This is a genomic window from Paenibacillus sp. G2S3 (assembly GCF_030123105.1).
Taxonomy (GTDB): Bacteria; Bacillota; Bacilli; order Paenibacillales; family Paenibacillaceae; genus Paenibacillus_AQ.
Map to the genome: position 1 here is coordinate 4,706,797 of NZ_CP126095.1, position 18,611 is coordinate 4,725,407.

At 43.0% G+C, this 18,611-nt stretch carries 14 protein-coding genes and 1 riboswitch; of the genes, 3 read left to right on the forward strand and 11 right to left on the reverse strand.

Features of this window, described 5'->3' with window-relative positions:
- The first annotated feature begins 110 nt into the window (after window positions 1–110).
- Complete coding sequence (locus tag QNH28_RS20725) at window positions 111–1,145, forward strand: glycoside hydrolase family 53 protein (RefSeq protein ID WP_283908352.1); 1,035 nt, start codon at window positions 111–113, stop codon at window positions 1,143–1,145.
- Window positions 1,146–1,205: 60 nt separating this feature from the next.
- Here the strand turns inward: QNH28_RS20725 and QNH28_RS20730 are convergent, their stop codons facing one another.
- The 7 genes from QNH28_RS20730 to QNH28_RS20760 form a co-directional block, all read right to left on the reverse strand.
- On the reverse strand, window positions 1,206–2,252 hold the full coding sequence (locus QNH28_RS20730) for a glycoside hydrolase family 53 protein (protein ID WP_349655004.1): 1,047 nt from the start codon (window positions 2,250–2,252) through the stop codon (window positions 1,206–1,208).
- Between the two features lie 2 nt (window positions 2,253–2,254).
- Window positions 2,255–3,133 (reverse strand): carbohydrate ABC transporter permease, encoded by an 879-nt coding sequence (locus tag QNH28_RS20735; protein WP_042190304.1) that lies wholly within the window; start codon window positions 3,131–3,133, stop codon window positions 2,255–2,257.
- 24 nt (window positions 3,134–3,157) lie between these two features.
- Complete coding sequence (locus tag QNH28_RS20740; RefSeq protein WP_042129685.1) at window positions 3,158–4,048, reverse strand: ABC transporter permease; 891 nt, start codon at window positions 4,046–4,048, stop codon at window positions 3,158–3,160.
- Window positions 4,049–4,295: 247 nt separating this feature from the next.
- On the reverse strand, window positions 4,296–5,999 hold the full coding sequence (locus QNH28_RS20745) for a type 2 periplasmic-binding domain-containing protein (RefSeq protein WP_283908353.1): 1,704 nt from the start codon (window positions 5,997–5,999) through the stop codon (window positions 4,296–4,298).
- A 109-nt stretch (window positions 6,000–6,108) separates the two neighbouring features.
- The gene (locus QNH28_RS20750; protein WP_283912218.1) at window positions 6,109–7,749 is read right to left on the reverse strand and encodes a response regulator transcription factor; all 1,641 of its coding nucleotides are present in this window, start codon (window positions 7,747–7,749) and stop codon (window positions 6,109–6,111) included.
- 11 nt (window positions 7,750–7,760) lie between these two features.
- Window positions 7,761–9,473, reverse strand: a complete 1,713-nt coding sequence (locus tag QNH28_RS20755) for a sensor histidine kinase (RefSeq protein ID WP_283912219.1) — start codon at window positions 9,471–9,473, stop codon at window positions 7,761–7,763.
- Window positions 9,474–9,797: 324 nt separating this feature from the next.
- On the reverse strand, window positions 9,798–10,757 hold the full coding sequence (locus QNH28_RS20760; RefSeq protein WP_283908354.1) for a DMT family transporter: 960 nt from the start codon (window positions 10,755–10,757) through the stop codon (window positions 9,798–9,800).
- 126 nt (window positions 10,758–10,883) lie between these two features.
- A riboswitch (FMN riboswitch) is annotated at window positions 10,884–11,032 on the reverse strand.
- A 209-nt stretch (window positions 11,033–11,241) separates the two neighbouring features.
- On the opposite strand from QNH28_RS20760, the gene QNH28_RS20765 reads away from it, so the two are divergent.
- Both QNH28_RS20765 and QNH28_RS20770 read left to right on the forward strand, forming a co-directional pair.
- Window positions 11,242–12,432: a PstS family phosphate ABC transporter substrate-binding protein gene (locus tag QNH28_RS20765; protein ID WP_283908355.1), complete on the forward strand. Its 1,191-nt coding sequence runs from the start codon at window positions 11,242–11,244 to the stop codon at window positions 12,430–12,432.
- Window positions 12,433–12,880: 448 nt separating this feature from the next.
- Window positions 12,881–14,383 (forward strand): N-acetylmuramoyl-L-alanine amidase family protein, encoded by a 1,503-nt coding sequence (locus QNH28_RS20770; protein WP_283908356.1) that lies wholly within the window; start codon window positions 12,881–12,883, stop codon window positions 14,381–14,383.
- Window positions 14,384–14,433: 50 nt separating this feature from the next.
- Here QNH28_RS20770 and QNH28_RS20775 read toward each other — a convergent pair whose 3' ends face one another.
- The 4 genes from QNH28_RS20775 to QNH28_RS20790 form a co-directional block, all read right to left on the reverse strand.
- Window positions 14,434–14,838, reverse strand: coding sequence for a VOC family protein (locus QNH28_RS20775; protein ID WP_283908357.1), 405 nt, complete (start codon window positions 14,836–14,838; stop codon window positions 14,434–14,436).
- 23 nt (window positions 14,839–14,861) lie between these two features.
- Complete coding sequence (locus QNH28_RS20780) at window positions 14,862–16,334, reverse strand: carboxylesterase/lipase family protein (protein ID WP_283908358.1); 1,473 nt, start codon at window positions 16,332–16,334, stop codon at window positions 14,862–14,864.
- 19 nt (window positions 16,335–16,353) lie between these two features.
- Window positions 16,354–17,508, reverse strand: coding sequence for an AI-2E family transporter (locus tag QNH28_RS20785; protein ID WP_283908359.1), 1,155 nt, complete (start codon window positions 17,506–17,508; stop codon window positions 16,354–16,356).
- A gap of 564 nt (window positions 17,509–18,072) precedes the next feature.
- On the reverse strand, window positions 18,073–18,432 hold the full coding sequence (locus QNH28_RS20790) for a (2Fe-2S) ferredoxin domain-containing protein (RefSeq protein ID WP_283908360.1): 360 nt from the start codon (window positions 18,430–18,432) through the stop codon (window positions 18,073–18,075).
- Between the last annotated feature and the right edge of the window lie 179 nt (window positions 18,433–18,611).

The window sequence follows — 18,611 nt, forward strand, 5'->3', positions numbered from 1 at the left end:
ACTTACAATTTTGTTATTAAAGACGAAGGGAGCGATTTAATGTAAACGGATACAAAAATAATTAAGGTAAGGGCGCTTGTTGTTAAAATCCTAATCCGGAGGTTAAGATCATGAACAAACAGAGCTCAAAAACAATGTTCAAACTGTTCGTTTGCGTGTCTCTCGTGTTTAGTATATGTTTCAACTTTGTGAATAACAAATCTGCAGAGGCTGCTGCGACTTTTGCAAAAGGGGCGGATGTAGGCTGGCTATCGGAAATGGAGTATTATAATTGGTCTTTTTACAATGATAACGGTGTGAAACAAGATCTACTGCAAATTCTCAAAGACCACGGGATGGATTCCATTCGACTTCGGGTCTGGGTCAACCCTTCCATTAATTTCTCAAACAAAGCCGATGTTGTGAAACAGGCCGTTCGAGCCAAGAACATGGGTTTCCGAATCATGATTGACTTTCATTACAGCGATACATGGGCAGATCCTGGCAATCAGAAGAAACCTGCTGCCTGGACCAGCAAGAACTTTACGGCTCTAAAAACAGCGGTATATGACCACACTTATGATGTTATGAATACACTCAAAGCTAGCGGTGTTACTCCGGAATGGGTACAGGTAGGGAACGAGACGAATAATGGTATGCTTTGGGAGGATGGGAAAGCATCTGTAAGCATGAGTAATTTTGCCGCGTTGATCAATTCAGGATATAGTGCAGTAAAAGCAGTCAGTAGTAGTTCTAAAGTCATCGTCCACCTCTCTAATGGCTACGACAATGCCTTATTCCGCTGGATGTTTGACGGTCTGAAGGCTAACGGTGCCAACTATGATGTTATCGGCATGTCACTCTATCCCACTACCAGCAACTGGTCTACACTGAACGCTCAGACATTAACGAATATGAATGATATGGTTGCTCGGTATGGTAAAGAGGTGATCATTTCAGAGGTCGGCATGGACGTTAGTGCTCCAACAACGGCTAAAGCTTTTCTTACGGACATCATTAGCAAAACAAAATCGGTAAGCGGCGGCAAAGGCCTTGGTGTTTTCTATTGGGAGCCGGAGAGTTATGGCACATGGTACGCTTACACAAAAGGTGCCTTTGATTCTTCTGGTAAGCCTACGGTAGCTTTAGATGCCTTTTTGAATTAAAAAAAGAAGACAGTCACGGTAATTAACCATTGGCTGTCTTCTTTTCTATCCGAATAATCTTTAGAAATGGAGCGAATCCAGTTTCTTACCTTCAAAATCAAACAGAGCTAAATTGGACCACCCGTTCTCATGTCCGACGGACCATTCCTTTTGCGAAGGAATCCAAGCAGGCTCCCAGTAATAAAAGCCGATTCCTTTTCCGTTAAGAGTATTCTCAATTACGTTTATGAAATCCTTCATATACTTAGCCTGACCCTCTACTGTGGCTGGATAACCTTCATGGAGCTGGGCTTCCTCATTCACAATTATTGGAAATCCTTCAGGTGCATTAAGTGTCCATGGATAGGCTGTTTCCACCACAATGATATCCTTGTTATAACGCAGCGCTAATTCGTTCAGGTTATACTGCAAGTCATCCAAAGTACCATGCCACCAAGAGTAGAAAGATAAACCGATAACATCAAAGTTTACGCCATGTTCTAAGAAACGATCATAAAAGTTACGGCTAGCCGTATGATCAGCCCCTCGGTCAATATGGATCATGATGGACAAGTCAGAATCGACGGATTTCGCACCCGCTATACCCGCTTTAACTAGCGTCGTGAACTGCTCCCACTGCTCCGGGGTATCACAATCTCCATCTACCTTGCCCTCTCCCCATAACATGCCTGGCGTAATCTCATTACCGATCTGCACCATATCGGGCAGCGTGCCTTGAGACTGTAAAGCTTTAAGCGTCTCGCGAGTATAATCATACACGGCGGATGTCAATTCACTGAAATCAAGTGCCTCCCAAGCTTTTGGCTTCCATTGGTTAGCTGGATCCGCCCATTTATCTGAATAATGAAAATCCAGTAAAAAGTCAAGCCCTGCTTTCTTGATTCGCTTTGCCATAACCAGCGTCCGTTCCAAATTGCAAAAGCCACCTGGAGGGTCATTCCAAATCCGTAGCCGTATGGCATTTACTCCATTGTCCTTAAGGATATGGAGCAAATCCTCACCTTCCTCAGTAATCCGAACAGAACTACTGTGGAACTTGCCCCCACCCTGCTCTATTTCATCCAGAAACGAGATGTCCATTCCATTGATAAATGTCGTTATCATCATCCCTACTCCTTTACAGAACCTAGTGTCATCCCTTTAACAAAATACTTCTGCAAGAATGGATATACGATTAGAATTGGGGCGGCCCCGATAAAGATTTGCGCGGCTCTAACCGTGGTCTGCGAGATTAATTCCATCTCCTTCGGATTAATGCTCATGGAGCTCATATCCCGTTGAATGATAACGGTCTGCAGAAAGGTCGCCAGCGGAAACTGCTTGGAATTGTTCAAATACAATAGGCCATCGAACCAAGAGTTCCAATGGAACACCATACTAAACAGTGCAATTGTCGCAATAGATGGCAAAGAAATCGGCAAGTAAATACTGAACAATGTTCGGAAATGTCCTGCACCGTCTATTAGTGAAGCTTCCTCCAGATCTTTTGGAATACCGCGGAAGAAGTTCAGCATCAGAATTACTAAGAAAGTATTTACCGCACCTGGCAGAACGAGTACCCAGAAGGAATCCATTAAGCCAATTTTTTGAATGACAATGTAAAAAGGAATCAGTCCACCATTGAACACCATACTGAAAACGAACAACCAGGAATACACATTCCGACCTTTGAAGGCCGAGTTTTCCTTAGATAGCGGATACGCTGCCAGAAAAGTAATCAGAAGCGTAAGTCCGGTTCCGAGTACAGTTCTTTGTACGGAAACCCATATGGAGTGTAGGAATATCGGATTATTCATTGTCTTTTTATAAGCTTCCAGAGAGAACTGCTTTGGCCACAACCCCACCAGGTTGGCATCAGCCGCAGACTTGGCACTGAAAGATACAGCTAATACGTGAATCAGAGGAACGATACACATGAGTGCGAGTATGATCAGAAAGCAAGTATTGAATATGTTGAAAATACGATAACCTCTAGTTTTGTAATACATAGGTCTCCCTCTTCCTTTGGTAGTTTAGAAAATGCGATATCCTGCCCATTTTTTAGCTAGACTGTACGATACAAGGATTAGGACCATACTAATGGCTGACTTGAACAGTCCGATTGCTGTACCAAAGCCCATCTCACCATTCAGAATAGCTGTACGATAGACGAAGGTGTCGATAATATCGCCTTTCTGATAGACCAGCGGATTGTAGAGGTTAAAGATCTGGTCAAACCCTGCATTCAATACATTTCCAAGAGCCAGAGTACCTACCACAACAACCATCGGCAGTAGAGATGGCATTGTGATAAAACGTGTCTGCTTCCAGCGGGTTGCACCATCTATTTCAGCAGCTTCATATAATGAAGGGTTAATTCCTGCTAGAGCAGCTAGGAAGACGATCGTGTTATAACCAAATTCCTTCCATACATCCGTGAGAATGACCGTGAACCTGAACCAGTTATTATCTCCTAAGAAAAAGATAGGTTTTATCCCCATACTGCCGAGGATCTGATTGACGAAACCATCTGTAGCAAGCAAATCTAGCAAGATCCCGCCAAGGATGACCCAAGACAAGAAGTGAGGTAAATAAACCAAGGTCTGAATCGTACGCTGTATATAAACCTTGCGAATCTCATTCAACAGAATAGCGAACACAAACGGTACAGCCAGATTGAAGATCATCTTCAGAACGGCAATAATCAAAGTATTCCAAATGACCTGCATACTGTCATTACGTTCAAATAGATAGCGGAAATTATCTAATCCAACCCACGCTGATCCGGAAATTTTTAGCCATGGCTTATAATCCTGAAACGCCATCACAATTCCGCCCATCGGTATAAAGCTGAAGATAATCAGGAAGATCATCGCCGGCAGCAACATTAAGTGAAATGGCCATGTTTTTTTAAGTGTTCTCATCCTTGGTCCCCCATATCGTGTCAAGTTCTTCTGTAACCATACTCAAATTATAGCAACGACAGGATTCCCCAAATAGCGAGCAAAACCAATATATATGGTACAAAACCAATCTCTTTACCACATAGAAATTGATGCTAGTGTATACGAATTCGGATAGCCGCTAACGCAAAAAGAGACCGTTCCCCCAGCTAAATAAACAGCTGAGGAAACAGTCCCGAATTGTGCTACTCATACCCTTAACAGAGCATTATTTTACGCTGTCATACCATTCATTTACTTCTTTAGTGATTTGGTCGCCGCCGCCTGATTTCCAGGTCGCTACGAAGGTATCGAAAGCTTCTAGTGGCTTGTTGCCATAGATGATCTCATTAAACGTTTGGTTCTCGATTTTGTTCAGATAATCCATCTTTGATTTCATAGTTTCAGTGGTAGGACCTGTGAACATATTTTTGAAGGATTTATCCTCTTGCGCCAGCAGAACCTTTGCAGCTGCAGGAGTATCCTTACCATAGTTCACGGCTACATCCTTCTCCAGACGAGTGGTTGGTTCAGCACCATCTGCAAGATTAAGAAGTGCTTTCATTTGGGCATCCGGAATCCGGGCACCGTCACGAACCAGCATATAACGAACGCTGTTCACATAACCACCAGCAATTTTTTCATTATCAATCATCTTACCGTTTGCATCTAGTTCATAGTCATATCCTGCGAAGAGACCGTTATCTAGCTCGCTACCAGGCTTAGGATCAGCGAAGTTATCGAACAGATAGTTTTGATAGGTAAAGAATGCTTCTGGATTTTTCATTTTAGTGCTGATCAGAGTTACACCGTTGGTGAACTGTGTACCATGACGCATTACTTTACCATCTGGTCCCGCTGGAATTTCAATTGGAGCCCATACAGCATTCGGAGCATTCTTCACAGTATCCTGAAGCGGCCAACCGCTCATCCAGTAAGGTCCTGGGAGAATACCTGCTGTACCTGCCACTGCTGGCTCAGCTGTTTTGTTCTCATCCCAAAGTGCTGCTTCTTGAGGAATATAACCCTTAGCAAGCCATTCCTTCATTTTTTCCAGCCCTTGCTTCATACCCGCATTTACAGAACCGTATTCCAATTTACCATCAGCATCAAGATTCCATTGCTGTGGAAGAGTTCCATAAGCACCGAAGATCCAAGAAGGATCGCCCATCCAAGTGTTCATCGATGTCTTAAAGCCGATACTGAGCGGAGTTACCTTATCTGGTGCCAAGCCATCAGGGTTCTGATTCTTGAATGCATCCATAACCTTTTCCAGCTCATCAATCGTTTTAGGTGCTTGCATATTTAGCTTGTCCAGCCAATCTTGGCGGATCCAGAGAATGTAATCATGGTTGTACGCGTAATCGAGTACAGGAAGACCCATTTTTTTGCCATCGCGGCTGTATTGGTTCCATACGTTAGGATCCTGTGCCATAGCTTCTTTCCAAGTCGCTGAGGCGTATTTATCAAACAGCGTTCCCACTTCAGCGTACATACCGGAATCGATCAAATCCTGAGCAATCGTGCTATCACCTGTACCGATGGTTACAACTTCAGGCATTTCCTGACCTGATGACATCGACAGGCGTAGCTTGGTTCCAAAAGCACCATTCGTATCTGTGATGGACCAAAGTGATTTAATATTGATGCCGAACTTTTCTTTTGTCCACTTCGTAGCTACGTTATTCTCAATGCTCTCCCCGTTCTTGAATTTAAGCTCAGGGTCAACACCCCATACCGTTGTAATGGTTACCTCAGGATCATATTTATCCTTGTAGGCGTTTTCAGAATTAGATGTTGTATTGGTAGTCGTATCACCGGCAGTATTCTTTCCATCAGCAGCATTATTGCCCGAACAACCTGCTAGACTCCCTACTAAAAGCATACTCATACACAGGAGCGGTAGCCATCTCTTTCTCTTCATCGCGCTCATTTTGTTCCCCCTTAGATTCCTTAAGTGTTGGTTATGACTTAATTATAGGGAACAGAAATGATGTCGAATACGTCATTTAAACAAGGTTTCTGCACCTTTCTCAACCTCTCTATCCGTCACGAAACTCATTTGGTGTCATATTGTAATGCTTTTTGAACATTTTGCTGAAATATTGCGGATTCTGATATCCAAGTTCGGTCGTGATTTCATAGATTTTTTTATTGGTATTCTTAAGTAGATAAAGTGCACGTTCCATCCGCATGCGGATAATATAGTCTCCGAGCCCTTCTCCTGTCTCTGCCTTATATATTTTAGATAAGTATACGGGGTGCAGATACACATGATCCGCTATCGTCTTGACCGACAGATCATGCCCAGAATGGTTTCCTACCAGCTCATGTACCTGCTTTATAATGTAACTTTTCGTGTTCTGATCACTTTCTGATAGTTCCTTCTGCAGCTTGTTTAACATATCAAAAGCCCAATCCTTCAGCTTGTCAAAAGAAACAATAATGCTCTGTGTCAGCATCGGATCGAACGCATATTGGTCGATTTGCGAGATGAACTGCCCCCCTTTGTGGGCAATGTACATAAACGCATTAGTAATGGACAGAAAGACCTCATACAGATGCTCACTTGAAAAGCGTGCCTTCTCCATATCTTGGAACACATCAGCAATCTTCTGACGGGCTGTATCCCATTGCTTAGATTCCAGCAAATGAATGAGCGTTGGCGGACGATAAAGGCTTTCGAGCGATTTGATGCTCATCATCTCCTGAAGATGACGATCCCCCAGATAAAGTACCGAGCCTGTTTCATTATGTGTTGTCAAATACATTGAACTTAAGCCACTTCGATAGGCAGCCGTCATCCCCTCGGGGAAAGCAAACCACTCCGTTACAATTAGCGATATCTCACCCTTCAGGTAATTACTCACACTAATTCTAAAGTTAGCTATCGCTGACTTAAGGATTAGTTGTCTCGCAGCATCGTAATTATTCGACTTCTCTAACTCCCGCTGGATGACAGGCTTCAGTTCCACAAGCAAAATTAAACAATCATGGGGTGCTTTGCAGAACCAGACATGGAACTGCTCCTTGAAGAGCTCCTCGGCAATATTGCCGATGGCATATTCCATTAAGGAGACGGAATGATGATCCATTGCCGCATAATGCTTACCCAGCTGAATCAATAACATCGCCGCTTCAACGTCTGATTCGAAAGAGATTTCATATTCTTTAAGCTTTAATGCAAGTGTCCGCTCAGACAGCACTCTACCAAGCAGTAATTCATGCATCAAGTTAGCCCGTAAGACACTGTAATCGGCTTTGCGATTATAGAGTAGCAAATGATATTTATCATGTGCCTCCCATTCGTCTTTTAAGGACTCAATCGCTCCGGAGATACTTTTGATAAACTCCTCATCACTTACTGGCTTCAAAATATAATCAAAGGCCTGTAGCTGAATCGCCTTCTTAGCGTACTGAAAATCAGAATAACCTGTCAGCAGAATCGACCGGATATCCGGCCATCTCTCGCTCACCGTTTCAATTAATTGCAAACCGGACATCCCCGGCATCGAAATATCAGTAACCATGATATCTATGTCCTGCTGCTCCAATATTTCCAGCGCCTCGGCACCTGATGCCGCCTGATGCACCTGTTTTACACCAATCTCATCCCACGGAATAGTGCGGGCCAGACTTTCCGTTACATAAGGCTCATCATCCACTAACAATATCTCTATCATCATATTCCCTCCTAGATGTCATCTATATTATTGTCAGTTAGCGGTAACAACCACTGAAGTTTAACCTGTAATCCTCCGAGTGGTGAAGGTGAAATAGTCAATCCTGCATCCTCACCAAAACGCAGCCGCATTCTCTGATGCACATTCCAAAGCCCGCAGCCCATTTCTTCATCCATCGCTTTGCCTAGCTTATTTTCCAATACGGTAATTTCCTCTGGAGTCATGCCTTTACCGTCATCCTCAACCGTTAATGTCATAACTCTTCCATTGCAAGAGCCCGTAATTCGCACCAGCCCCTCTTTAGAGACAGGCTCAATCCCATGGATAACCGCATTCTCAACCAAAGGTTGAAGAACCAGCGGTGGAAGATCTCTTTTTCGCATTTGTGGCGGGATATGAACTTCATACTGAAGTCTGCTCATCCTCATTTTTTGGATTTCCAGATAGTGAGTCACAAACTCCGTTTCTTCGGATAAAGCGACAAGATCACGTTCTTGGCGGGTCGTATATCTGTAATAACGGGATAAATTATGCGACATACCGACGACAGCACCCATATTATCGAGCTTCGCCATACTCGTAATAAATGAGAAGCAATTATAGAAGAAATGCGGATTGATCTGGGATTGAAGCTGCTTTAATCTGGCTTCTCGAACATGAATTTTTTCCATTAACACATTCTCGATCAGCTGCTGAATCTGTTCTACCATGCTGTTAAACCGTCCAGATAGGAAGCTGAACTCATTCTTACCTTTGATCTCCACCCGTGTAGAGTAATCTCCTTGCTTCAGCCTCTGAAAGCCTCCAACCAATAATCTAACGGGGACCTGCACCTGAACATATAGTAGATAGGCTACGAGACAGCTCATTAATAACAATGCACCAATAGCAAAATAAAATAAGCGATTAGAGGTCTGAATCGGATGCAGGATTTCTGATAGCGGCATATAGTCGATTAAATACCAGCCCATTTTATCGGAATAAACTATGTTTACACTGTAGGACTCGCCATTAATGTTCACTGTACGATTCTCGCTCTGCTTCAGCTGGTTTTGCTCCAGCTTTTCTATCAGTTCTTTAGCTAGTAGCTTGTCGGCACTGCGGTTAAAGATAAGTCCAGTTCCCTGCTTATAATAAAAAGGATCTCTCCTGCCATCACTTTTGAATTTATCCAACATATCTTCGATGTTTCGGCTGTCGAACTCCACCTTCATAATTGTATTGACCTTTTCAGGAGTGAACTCTGACATAAAGGGTGTAAAAGAAAACCAAGAGAACACAAAATGGTCGCCATCCTGCTCAACGATCTTTTCCACATGCCAGCCTGATTTTGCTTCCCGCTTGAGATCCTCATCCGAATACGGTATAGCATCATTCTCTGACACCATTCGGTGGATGGACGGTGAATATAGATACAACTTACTCTTCCAGTTGGAGGAGCTTTCCTGAATACTGATTTTGGTCTGAATCCGCTTGATCAGGTTTATCGCATCCAGGTTCAAATATGTTCCCTTCAAATAAGTATCCTTTAAGCTCAAAATATCAGGATCATGAATGAGCAGGATCGGCCAGGAGGACAACAGCTCCATATTGCTCTCTACTTGATTCTGAAAGAAACTGAGCTGATTGCTGTTCGAAGTATTTAACTCCGTACGTAGCACATCCGTGGTCGTTTTGTTGGAATAGAAGTAAAGGATCGTAATAGGAATCAGCATGATGACCATAATACTCACGATTTTAGTAAATAAATTATATCTATACACTTACCTTCACACTCCGACTTAAATGTCATAGCCTCTATTGTACAAATAATCTTCCTTAACGCATAGATCAATTTCCCCCTGCAAAATGAGGTAGAAAGGTTGGGTCCAGTTCATGCGTTGTTATCGCCCATCTCTATTGTAAAGGCTTAAATTATTACGCTATATGCTACGTACGAAACATTTCTGCAGTTTTTGCAGTCGAATGTAATATAGTGACATACAAAAAGGGATGATCTGAAAGCCTATAGGCATTCCAGTCATCCCTTTATACTTTATTTAGTCTGTTCAGAGCGTTTGTGGTTTGGATTGTTGACTCGATATGAAAAATAAAGCGATCCAGATCAACGCGAACCCGATAATTTGTGGTAGGGTGACGAGCTGCTGGAATACGATCCAGTTAATAATTACTCCCGTCATTGGAAAGCTTAGTTCTGCTAAAGTAGCGAAGGACGCCTTGGTAGTACTGAGTCCTTTGTAATACATTAGCATACTGAGTAGTCCTGGTAGCAAAGCCTGCAGCAACAAATTAATAGCTATGGCAGCAGAGGCCCCAAATCCGCCATTTATCTGCCAAGGAGCTCCTTCTAATGTAGTGATAACGAAGAGCAAAGGCAGTGCTAATATAAATCGTAAGGAAGTCACTGTCTCATATTTCATAGACCCAAGCAGATAACGACCCATTACTGTCGATCCACCCCACAGCGCGGCAGCTCCTAAAGCCATCAGACTGCTCACGCCAATAAAGTTGTTCACATGTCCGAATGGAATACTCCAGCCAAAGGTCAACAGGTAGGTTCCTACCAGTGCCACAATAATGAGGATTCCGAAATTTTTAGGCAGTCGTTCTTTAAGAATTAAGGCTGCAAGACCGATAGCGAATATCGGCTGAAGCTTTTGCAGCAATAGCACTGCATTCAAATCCCCACTGGAAAGAGCCATTGTAAATAGGATGGTTGCCCCGGCAGAACCTCCCCATGATACAATTAACAGGGCACCTATTTGGCGTAGACCGACGCCTTTAAGCTCGGCACGGTGACGCCATAGAACCGGTGAAGCCGCCAAGAAGAGTACAACATGCTCCAAAAGAACAATTTGCGACGAGGTCAACGATTTTAAAAGGATAATACGAAAGAGCGGATCAACGCCCCATAGTGCTGCACCGAACACAACGAGCCAAAACCCACTGCGTAGGGGCGACGTTCTGCTGATCTTTTTTGCTGATGATGAAGCTGTTACATTACTCATAATTCCATTCTCCTTGTCGATACAAACCCTCGATAAGAGACCAAAAACCCCCGAATCACCATAAAAGGTAGACTCGGGGGCATTCTCAATAAAGACGTACAGGATAGACTCCTAGCGCCTTTATCTTATGATCCTCTCCCATCCGGACTTTACCGTCGGCTCTGGATTCACACCAGATCAGTCACTTCTCTGCAAGCAGAACAAGTGAGTCGCGGGCTCAGTTCGCTTTGAACATTACCGCCGGTTGGGAATTTCACCCTACCCCGAGAATCTTGTATTCCGTTGTTTTTTTCACAATCTCAGAATAAACCTCTTCTTGCCATTCGTCCAGTACTTTATGAAAATATACATAAAATTTTCATGTATTACAGCTTTTTTATTACATATTTTTTCGTTATTGTTCTACTACTCCATCCAAAAAAGTCTGTATAATGAAATTATGTTTATTTTTCCATAGTTTAGAAATTTTTCTGAGGAGGTTGTTATGAAAGAATCATTTTGGATGAAGGAGTCATTCTGGACGAAGTTATTGTTCTCCTTTTTTGCTGTCGGAGTAATAGCTTTTTTAGGATTCATAGGTTCGATAATTACCGCGCTTTTCGGAGGGCTTATGTTTTATACTCCACTTGTGGCAATTTTATCTGTTGTGATAGCCATTTATGTTGTACTCCTTATATTTAATGTGTTGTCCCGAAAAACAAGCAATATTATATTGTTATCCATCCTTGGACTTAGTGTGCTCGTAACCGCAGGATATGAGATCAAGCAAGCCTATATCAACAGCATTGCCACGGTCGATGATCGAGAGGTTAATCTGGTACAATACGAACCTTTTGCTGAGAATACCAAAGCAGTGAATCTGGACCAACCATCTACCTATCGTATCAATAGTGACCCACCAAAATTGGATGGCGCAACCGCACTATATCCACTATATTCAGCCTTTGTGCAATCTGTTTATCCTGTGGGTAATTATAAACCATATGATTTTCAAATCGGCCAAGTGATTTGCAGCAGCACACCCGAAGCTTACAAAAGACTAATTGAAGGCGAGACGGATATTATTTTTGTAGCTGCTCCTTCACTTGCACAGCAGAAACATGCGAAGCGAAAAGGTGTCGAGCTGAAGCTTACCCCCGTCGGTCGTGAGGCTTTCGTATTTTTTGTAAATAAAAGAAACGACGTAACCGGACTTTCCACCGCTCAGCTTAAAGATATCTACGCAGGTAAGATTACCAATTGGAAAGATGTAGGGGGAGCTAATAACCACATTCGTGCTTTTCAACGGCCAGAGGATAGTGGGAGCCAGACGATGCTGCAAAAGTTTATGGGAGACACTACACTCATGACCCCACCTAAGGAAGACGTGGCGGATATTATGAGCGGAATCATTAAACAAACCTCCAACTACCGCAATTATAAAAATGCGCTCGGTTACAGCTTCTTATTTTACGCCTCAGAAATGAATCAAAGTGGGGAAATCGCATTACTAGCCATCGATGGTGTAAAGCCTGACAAGGAGAGCATTCGCAGTGGACAGTACCCTTTGGCTACAGAATTTTATGCTGTGACAGCTGGAAGCGACAATCCAAATATTCAACCCTTTCTAGATTGGATGCAATCTGCTGAGGGTCAGGAATTGGTAGAGAAAACCGGTTACACTTCTTTGAAATAGGCTTAGTTACTTCCATGTTGATTTATGTTCAAAAAAAGGGGAGCTACGTCCCCGAAGTTACTTTCTACTTTAATTTCGACTCAAACACAAGAAGTATAGGGTATGCAACCATTAATAAGAGGGTGAAATAAATTGACTTCTCAAATATATCTCGAAATTTCATCGACGTTTTATTCTCATATACCTTGTGTTATCTAAGTAATTCTTTTTTATTTGCGAAGAAACTAAATGCCTTCCATGAGGAAGTCTAAAGTGTCAGCAACACTCCTAGATGAGTGCAGCTGACACTTTTCTTTTTATCCAGAGAAATTTTTCCTTTTTTTCTTTAGTGGAGCGCAACTTTTGGAAACTATTGTCGTTTAAGATTTATATAAGCCGTAAACGGCATCAAAGGAAGAAAAAGTAAGAATTGCTAGAAACCAAGAAACGGGGATGGTAGGGATTGCAGATGAAGAAGTTTGGTTTTTTGGCGCTACTGCTGCTTTTGTTGGTGCTAGTTCATCCAGGAACTGGTTATGCCGGCTCTGCAGAAACACACATCAATTTAGATGGCAATGATCTTAAGATTTCAAAAGAAGCACAGGTTCAAATTGTAAATGGAAGTGTGATGGTTCCACTTCGCCTCGTTACGGAACAGCTTGGTTATACCGTAAAATGGGATAATATGACCAAGACTGCAACCATTGAGCAAAAGGGAACGACATTAAAACTTATCGTGAATAATGCGATGGCAGAGGCTTCAGGGAAACAGGTAAAACTGGACAACCCTCCTTTTCTCAGTGGCAACACGACCCTCGTCCCTTTAAGATTCGTTGGAGAACAGACAGGAACTACAGTCGGTTGGGATAATGTGACCAAAACGGTATATTTAACTTCTCCAGCACCAGAGATTGGCGGAAGCGATCCGGAAATTACAGCTCCAGACACAACTGTACCTGCCCCCTCTGATAATGGATCCAATGGTAACACAACAACTGATCGAAACACCTCGACGGCAGCAGTCACAAATCTTAGCTTCGTTGATAACAAGCTGATCATCGCGGTGAATGGCAGTGTAACACCTAACGTATTCACTATGACAGACAAAGACCGGATTGTCGTAGATTTACCAAACACCAGCTTTGGCGACAGCTTTCATCAGAACCTTTCAGTCGGAAAAAACCAAAGTGGACAGTTGACAATTACAGAATATCCTAACGTCTCAACCATTCGTTATTCATTATTCAGTAGTTCTCCATCTACGATCCGGATCGTCATTGACCTGAACAGCGCGAATAACTACAGTGTGACGAATGCTAACGATGGACTTATTATATTGGATCTAAATGGGACAAGCACAAGCACCACGCCGCCTGCAACCACTGCACCTGAAGTGCCAGTCACAACGCCTCCACCTTCTACCGGCAACACAGACAAGAAGATAATCGTTATTGATGCAGGGCATGGTGGGAAAGATCCTGGAACTGGAAGTAACCGCAAAGAGAAGGATTTCACCTTGCCAACAGCACTAAAAATTGCAGAATTACTAAAGAAAGAGCCAAATATCGAGGTTGTGCTCACTCGAAGTGATGATACATACCCGACTCTACAGGACAGATCTAACCTCGCCAATAAAGTAAAAGCAGATCTGTTCATCTCCGTTCATGCCAATAGCATCCCGGAGGGCAGTAAGAGCAATCCTAGTGGCACAGAGACCTATTACACACGCGCTGATAGTTTATTATTCGCACAAACCGTTCATAAATATCTTACAGCTGCTACAGGTCTTTCAGACCGAGGAGTTCGTAAAGCAAACTATCATGTAACAAGAGAGACTAAAATGCCAGCCATTTTATTAGAATGTGGTTACTTAAGTAATACCAAGGACGAAGCATTACTCTTCACGGTGGATGTACAGAATAGGATAGCCGAAGCAGTAGTTCTAGGAATTAAGGAATATTTAGGTCGATAGAAAAAAGGGGAGCCCTTAGCCATTCTTGGCTGAGAAGCTCCCCTTTCTATTTATTCTTGTTTGTTATTCCAAACGCTCATTCGTTCTCTTAGATTGGAGGTATGTAACTCTAGCTGTATCCCGTCTGGGTCGAGAAAGTTAACCGTCCAGCCAACTCCCCGTTTAACAGGCCCCCTAATCAATCTTACTTCGTGGGCTTGAAGTATCTGAACAGCTTCCTTGAAATGTTCCTCCGCTATGCTAAAGGCAATGTGATCTATCCCAATTACACTGCTAGTTAATTCAGTGTATTCTGGCTTTTCAATGAGGCAAATCCATGCGCTTCCCCATTCCAGATAGGCATCTGTATTCCCCTTGTGGATAAGCTGAAGACCCAAAATACCTGTATAGAAGTTCAATGAACGTAATAAATTACTTACATTCACGGTTACATGATTAAATCCTTGCACCTTCATCTCTGTTCATCCCCTCAGACTTCTCATACCAGAATAGAGACAATTCTCTTTCGTTTCTCTGAATCAGGATCCTGAGTTACTCGCAGCTCTTCATCAAAGATCAGCGTAGAACGTTCTTCCAGATTATACTTAGGCCATGGTAGCTCAGATGTAGCCGGGTTTCCTCGATGAGCAAAGGCAATCCATGCCGCATGCATATCTTCAGCCAATTTCTGCATCGCTGGTGTTATTTCCGCACCAAGGCGAGATACATGAGACAGATTGTTAAAGGCATAGGCAATTTCTGCACCATGCACAGCTTTGTTTAACAGTGGATGACCAGGGACCGTCCCATCAAAACGATACATCCAAACAGGCGCATAGGGTAACTGATTCTCTGCTAAGGAAATAGAGGTACCCCAGAAATAAAGATCTGTCAGAATTTCAGCTTGCCCCTCCCATGTAGAAGAATAGTGGCTGGCAATCTCCTTAAGACTTCCAGTTCCCATCATCTGCTCCAGCGCCTTGAGCGATTCATCAAAGTCTGCACCAGGTGTTTCTCCCCTAAAAAATAAATTACCCTCATCTCGATTGGTCCCAATCAACAATGGAATCCCCTGGGCCGATCCTTCTGCTACAGCCTGTGCAGGATCTACAGGAAGTGTATTACCATCAATGACAGGCTGAAATAACATGCCTATTGAACCGCCAGTTAATTTAATGGTCATTCTTGTGGCTGCTTCAATTATTTGTTCCGCTGAAAATGTATTTAGCAGGCTAGTATCCCCATCAGGAGAAATACCTAATTCAGTAAGTAATGCTACAGCAATATCTTTTCCCTGCTGATTTGGCAGAGTCTGAGCAGCTCCACTTTGCATGATCGCTCCAGCAAATAATCCCTTTGCAGCAGGCATAGCCAAAAGTGCGGCGATACTCATGCTGCCAGCTGATTCTCCGAAAACCGTGACTCGCTGCGGATCGCCTCCAAAGGCGGCAATATTAAGTTTTACCCATTCCAATGCGGCAATTTGATCCAGCAAGCCTTGATTAGACGCAAATCCGTTACCAAGCGAAGACAGATGCATAAAGCCAAACGGTCCCAATCGATAATTAATGGTCACCAAGACTACTTTACCGTGCTCCGCAAAGCTAGTGCCATCAAACTGTGGCTGACTTCCCGCACCCGTCACAAATGTTCCTCCGTGAATCCAGACCATTACAGGAAGTGCCTCTCCTGAGGATTCAGGTGACCATACATTTAAATATAAACAATCCTCAGAATGGTGAGGTGTTAGGCCACCGAAACGCGTACCTCTCGTATCTGCTGGCTGATGGCTAACTGGACCAAATTCAGAAGCATCTCTAATTCCGCTCCAAGCTTCTGGTGGCTGCGGCGCACGAAATCGAAGCTCTCCAACTGGAGGAGCGGCAAAAGGGATTCCACGCCAAACGTTCACGCCACCCTCCTCTCGTCCTTGAAGCTTACCGTAAGAGGTTACTGCTATCGGTCCTACCATTACTTTTCACCCTTCCACATTATTCCTTATTCTCTTCAATCTGCTTATACAATCCGGACTGGAACCGGAACCATTGAAAGATATGTGTAAATACAACCTTGAGTACCGCGTAACCAGGAACTGCAAGGATAATGCCAAGAACGCCGAACATTTTGCCGGCAAAAATAATCACAAAAATGATAGTGATCGGATGAATTTTAAGCGACTTGCCCATAATCTGCGGAGAGATAAACTTCCCTTCAATCAGCTGTACAGCCGTCCAGACGATGATCATCTTCAGCAGCATAAATGGAGAAGTGACCATGGCCACAACTAAGGCTGGTGTAATAGCAATTGCTGGACCCAAATATGGAACAACTGCAGTACAAGCAGCGGCAATGGCAAGGACAAGTGAATACTCCAGACCAATAATCAAATAGCCAATATAAAGCAGCGCACCAATGCAGCAGCTTACTATAATTTGCCCTCGGATATAGGAAGATACCTGACCGTTCATTTCCGACATTACCATTCGAGTCTGCGGCTGCAGCGCGGTAGGTACGAATTTCAAAATGTAATCTGGCAATCTTTTTCCATCACGAAGCAAGTAGAATAGAATAAACGGTGTCGTTACCACCGCCAGCACAATCTCCGTAACTGCTCCCACGAAGCTCCCTACGCCTGTTAGCGCATTATTCAGAAAAGAAGTGCCCCACGCCGTAATTTTACTGGTAATTTCACTTAGGTTGGTTCCTATACTATCTTGAACTTGACCAAAGAATTCGCTTCCTGTTAGATTCATAAATCGTTCCTGGATCAAGTCACTATATCTTGGAAAATCGTCGATCAAACCAGATAATTGCGTTCGAAGAATTGGAATCACCATCACCAGAATCAGTGTAATGATACCTGCAATTAACAGATAAAGAATGATAATTGCATACACACGTTTCATCCTGAATCTTATTTCCATTCGGTCTACTAGCGGATTCAGCAAGTAATAAGCGATACCCGATAGTAGCAATGGTGCAGCCACCGTGTGCAGCAATACAGATATAGGCGTAAAAATAAACGGTATCTTTGAGAACACCAGGATAGTTATCCCAGTTAACAATACAATAAGTAAGCTAACCACAAATTTATTGTTCAAAAAAAACTTTTTAAACCTCTCCGGCCACACCTGCAGCCTCTCCATCGTACCCTCTCCCCCATGCGCCACCTTATATGAAGTGTTATTTTATTCACTTTTTAATAGCATAGTCAACGTTAGGGGCACAAGTCAAATTTGATATCCGTGATTCTGCCCACCACCACACAACCAATCGATTGATATACTTTGTTGGAATCCGGTTTTTTGGCATCCATATATATCCTTCAATATTTGCGGGCTTCTTTACCACTGGGCAGTGATAAGCCTCAAGCCTCATATATGTATGAAAAAGTTTCTCATGAAATTCACAAAAAGATTCCGCAAACCACTGTATTGTTTCTGGTTCTGTTGACATGCCTGGAAAGTCGTAATCCTCCATATACTCAACTAGCGTCTGTATCATATCTCTTCTCTGATCCAGCGCCTGATCCTCTTAAACTTGTCTATTCCCCCTAGAACTTCCTTTCATTCAATCTTAGTCCTCCCCTGGACAAAAAGAAACGACGTTGTCTTCCTGAAAAAACAAAAAAAATACCGCCAGCGCTCTAGCGGTATTTCAATCCTTTTTACTGTGATTTCCTCTTGTTTCGGAGCATCATTAGTAGATAGCTATTTTTTCTTCTTCCCTTTAGCTCCCTTGTCATCTGCAGCAATCAGTTGACCATCATATGTATATAGCAGATGATCTTCCAGTCTCTCGCCCTGTAAATGTTTCCGTACTAGTGATTTTGCTGTTTTGGGAGTGATCTCTTTGTACCAGACCCCATCAGGGTATGCGATTACAACACAGGAATCTGAACATCTACCATTACAACGGGTTACCGTCGTATGTATAAGACTCTGTGCACCTTGCTTTTCAATCTCATCTTCTATCGCTTCAGCTACCTCTTCACCTTTGTGTTTCTTGCAGCTGCTACCATTACATATCAATAAATGACTTACGGTTCCTTGTAAATTCCAAGTTGTCATGAAATCCATTCCTTTCATGCCTAAAATATGCCCACAAAGTGAGGCTTTGCTTCGATGCGTAATCAGGTACTTTGCGGGGCCCCAAATATATACTTTCTGATTCGTTAATAACATTCCGTTAGCGGATTATTCTAAACACTATCATAAGAGCCATTATAGTCAATAGAAAGAAAGACTGG

Coding starts and splice junctions, on each gene's coding strand:
- QNH28_RS20725 (WP_283908352.1), top strand. CDS start 111: ATGAACAAACAGAGCTCAAAAACAATGTTCAAACTGTTCGTTTGCGTG.
- QNH28_RS20730 (WP_349655004.1), bottom strand. CDS start 2,252: ATGATGATAACGACATTTATCAATGGAATGGACATCTCGTTTCTGGAT.
- QNH28_RS20735 (WP_042190304.1), bottom strand. CDS start 3,133: ATGTATTACAAAACTAGAGGTTATCGTATTTTCAACATATTCAATACT.
- QNH28_RS20740 (WP_042129685.1), bottom strand. CDS start 4,048: ATGAGAACACTTAAAAAAACATGGCCATTTCACTTAATGTTGCTGCCG.
- QNH28_RS20745 (WP_283908353.1), bottom strand. CDS start 5,999: ATGAGCGCGATGAAGAGAAAGAGATGGCTACCGCTCCTGTGTATGAGT.
- QNH28_RS20750 (WP_283912218.1), bottom strand. CDS start 7,749: ATGATAGAGATATTGTTAGTGGATGATGAGCCTTATGTAACGGAAAGT.
- QNH28_RS20755 (WP_283912219.1), bottom strand. CDS start 9,473: ATGGTCATCATGCTGATTCCTATTACGATCCTTTACTTCTATTCCAAC.
- QNH28_RS20760 (WP_283908354.1), bottom strand. CDS start 10,757: ATGAGTAATGTAACAGCTTCATCATCAGCAAAAAAGATCAGCAGAACG.
- QNH28_RS20765 (WP_283908355.1), top strand. CDS start 11,242: ATGAAAGAATCATTTTGGATGAAGGAGTCATTCTGGACGAAGTTATTG.
- QNH28_RS20770 (WP_283908356.1), top strand. CDS start 12,881: ATGAAGAAGTTTGGTTTTTTGGCGCTACTGCTGCTTTTGTTGGTGCTA.
- QNH28_RS20775 (WP_283908357.1), bottom strand. CDS start 14,838: ATGAAGGTGCAAGGATTTAATCATGTAACCGTGAATGTAAGTAATTTA.
- QNH28_RS20780 (WP_283908358.1), bottom strand. CDS start 16,334: ATGGTAGGACCGATAGCAGTAACCTCTTACGGTAAGCTTCAAGGACGA.
- QNH28_RS20785 (WP_283908359.1), bottom strand. CDS start 17,508: ATGGAGAGGCTGCAGGTGTGGCCGGAGAGGTTTAAAAAGTTTTTTTTG.
- QNH28_RS20790 (WP_283908360.1), bottom strand. CDS start 18,432: ATGACAACTTGGAATTTACAAGGAACCGTAAGTCATTTATTGATATGT.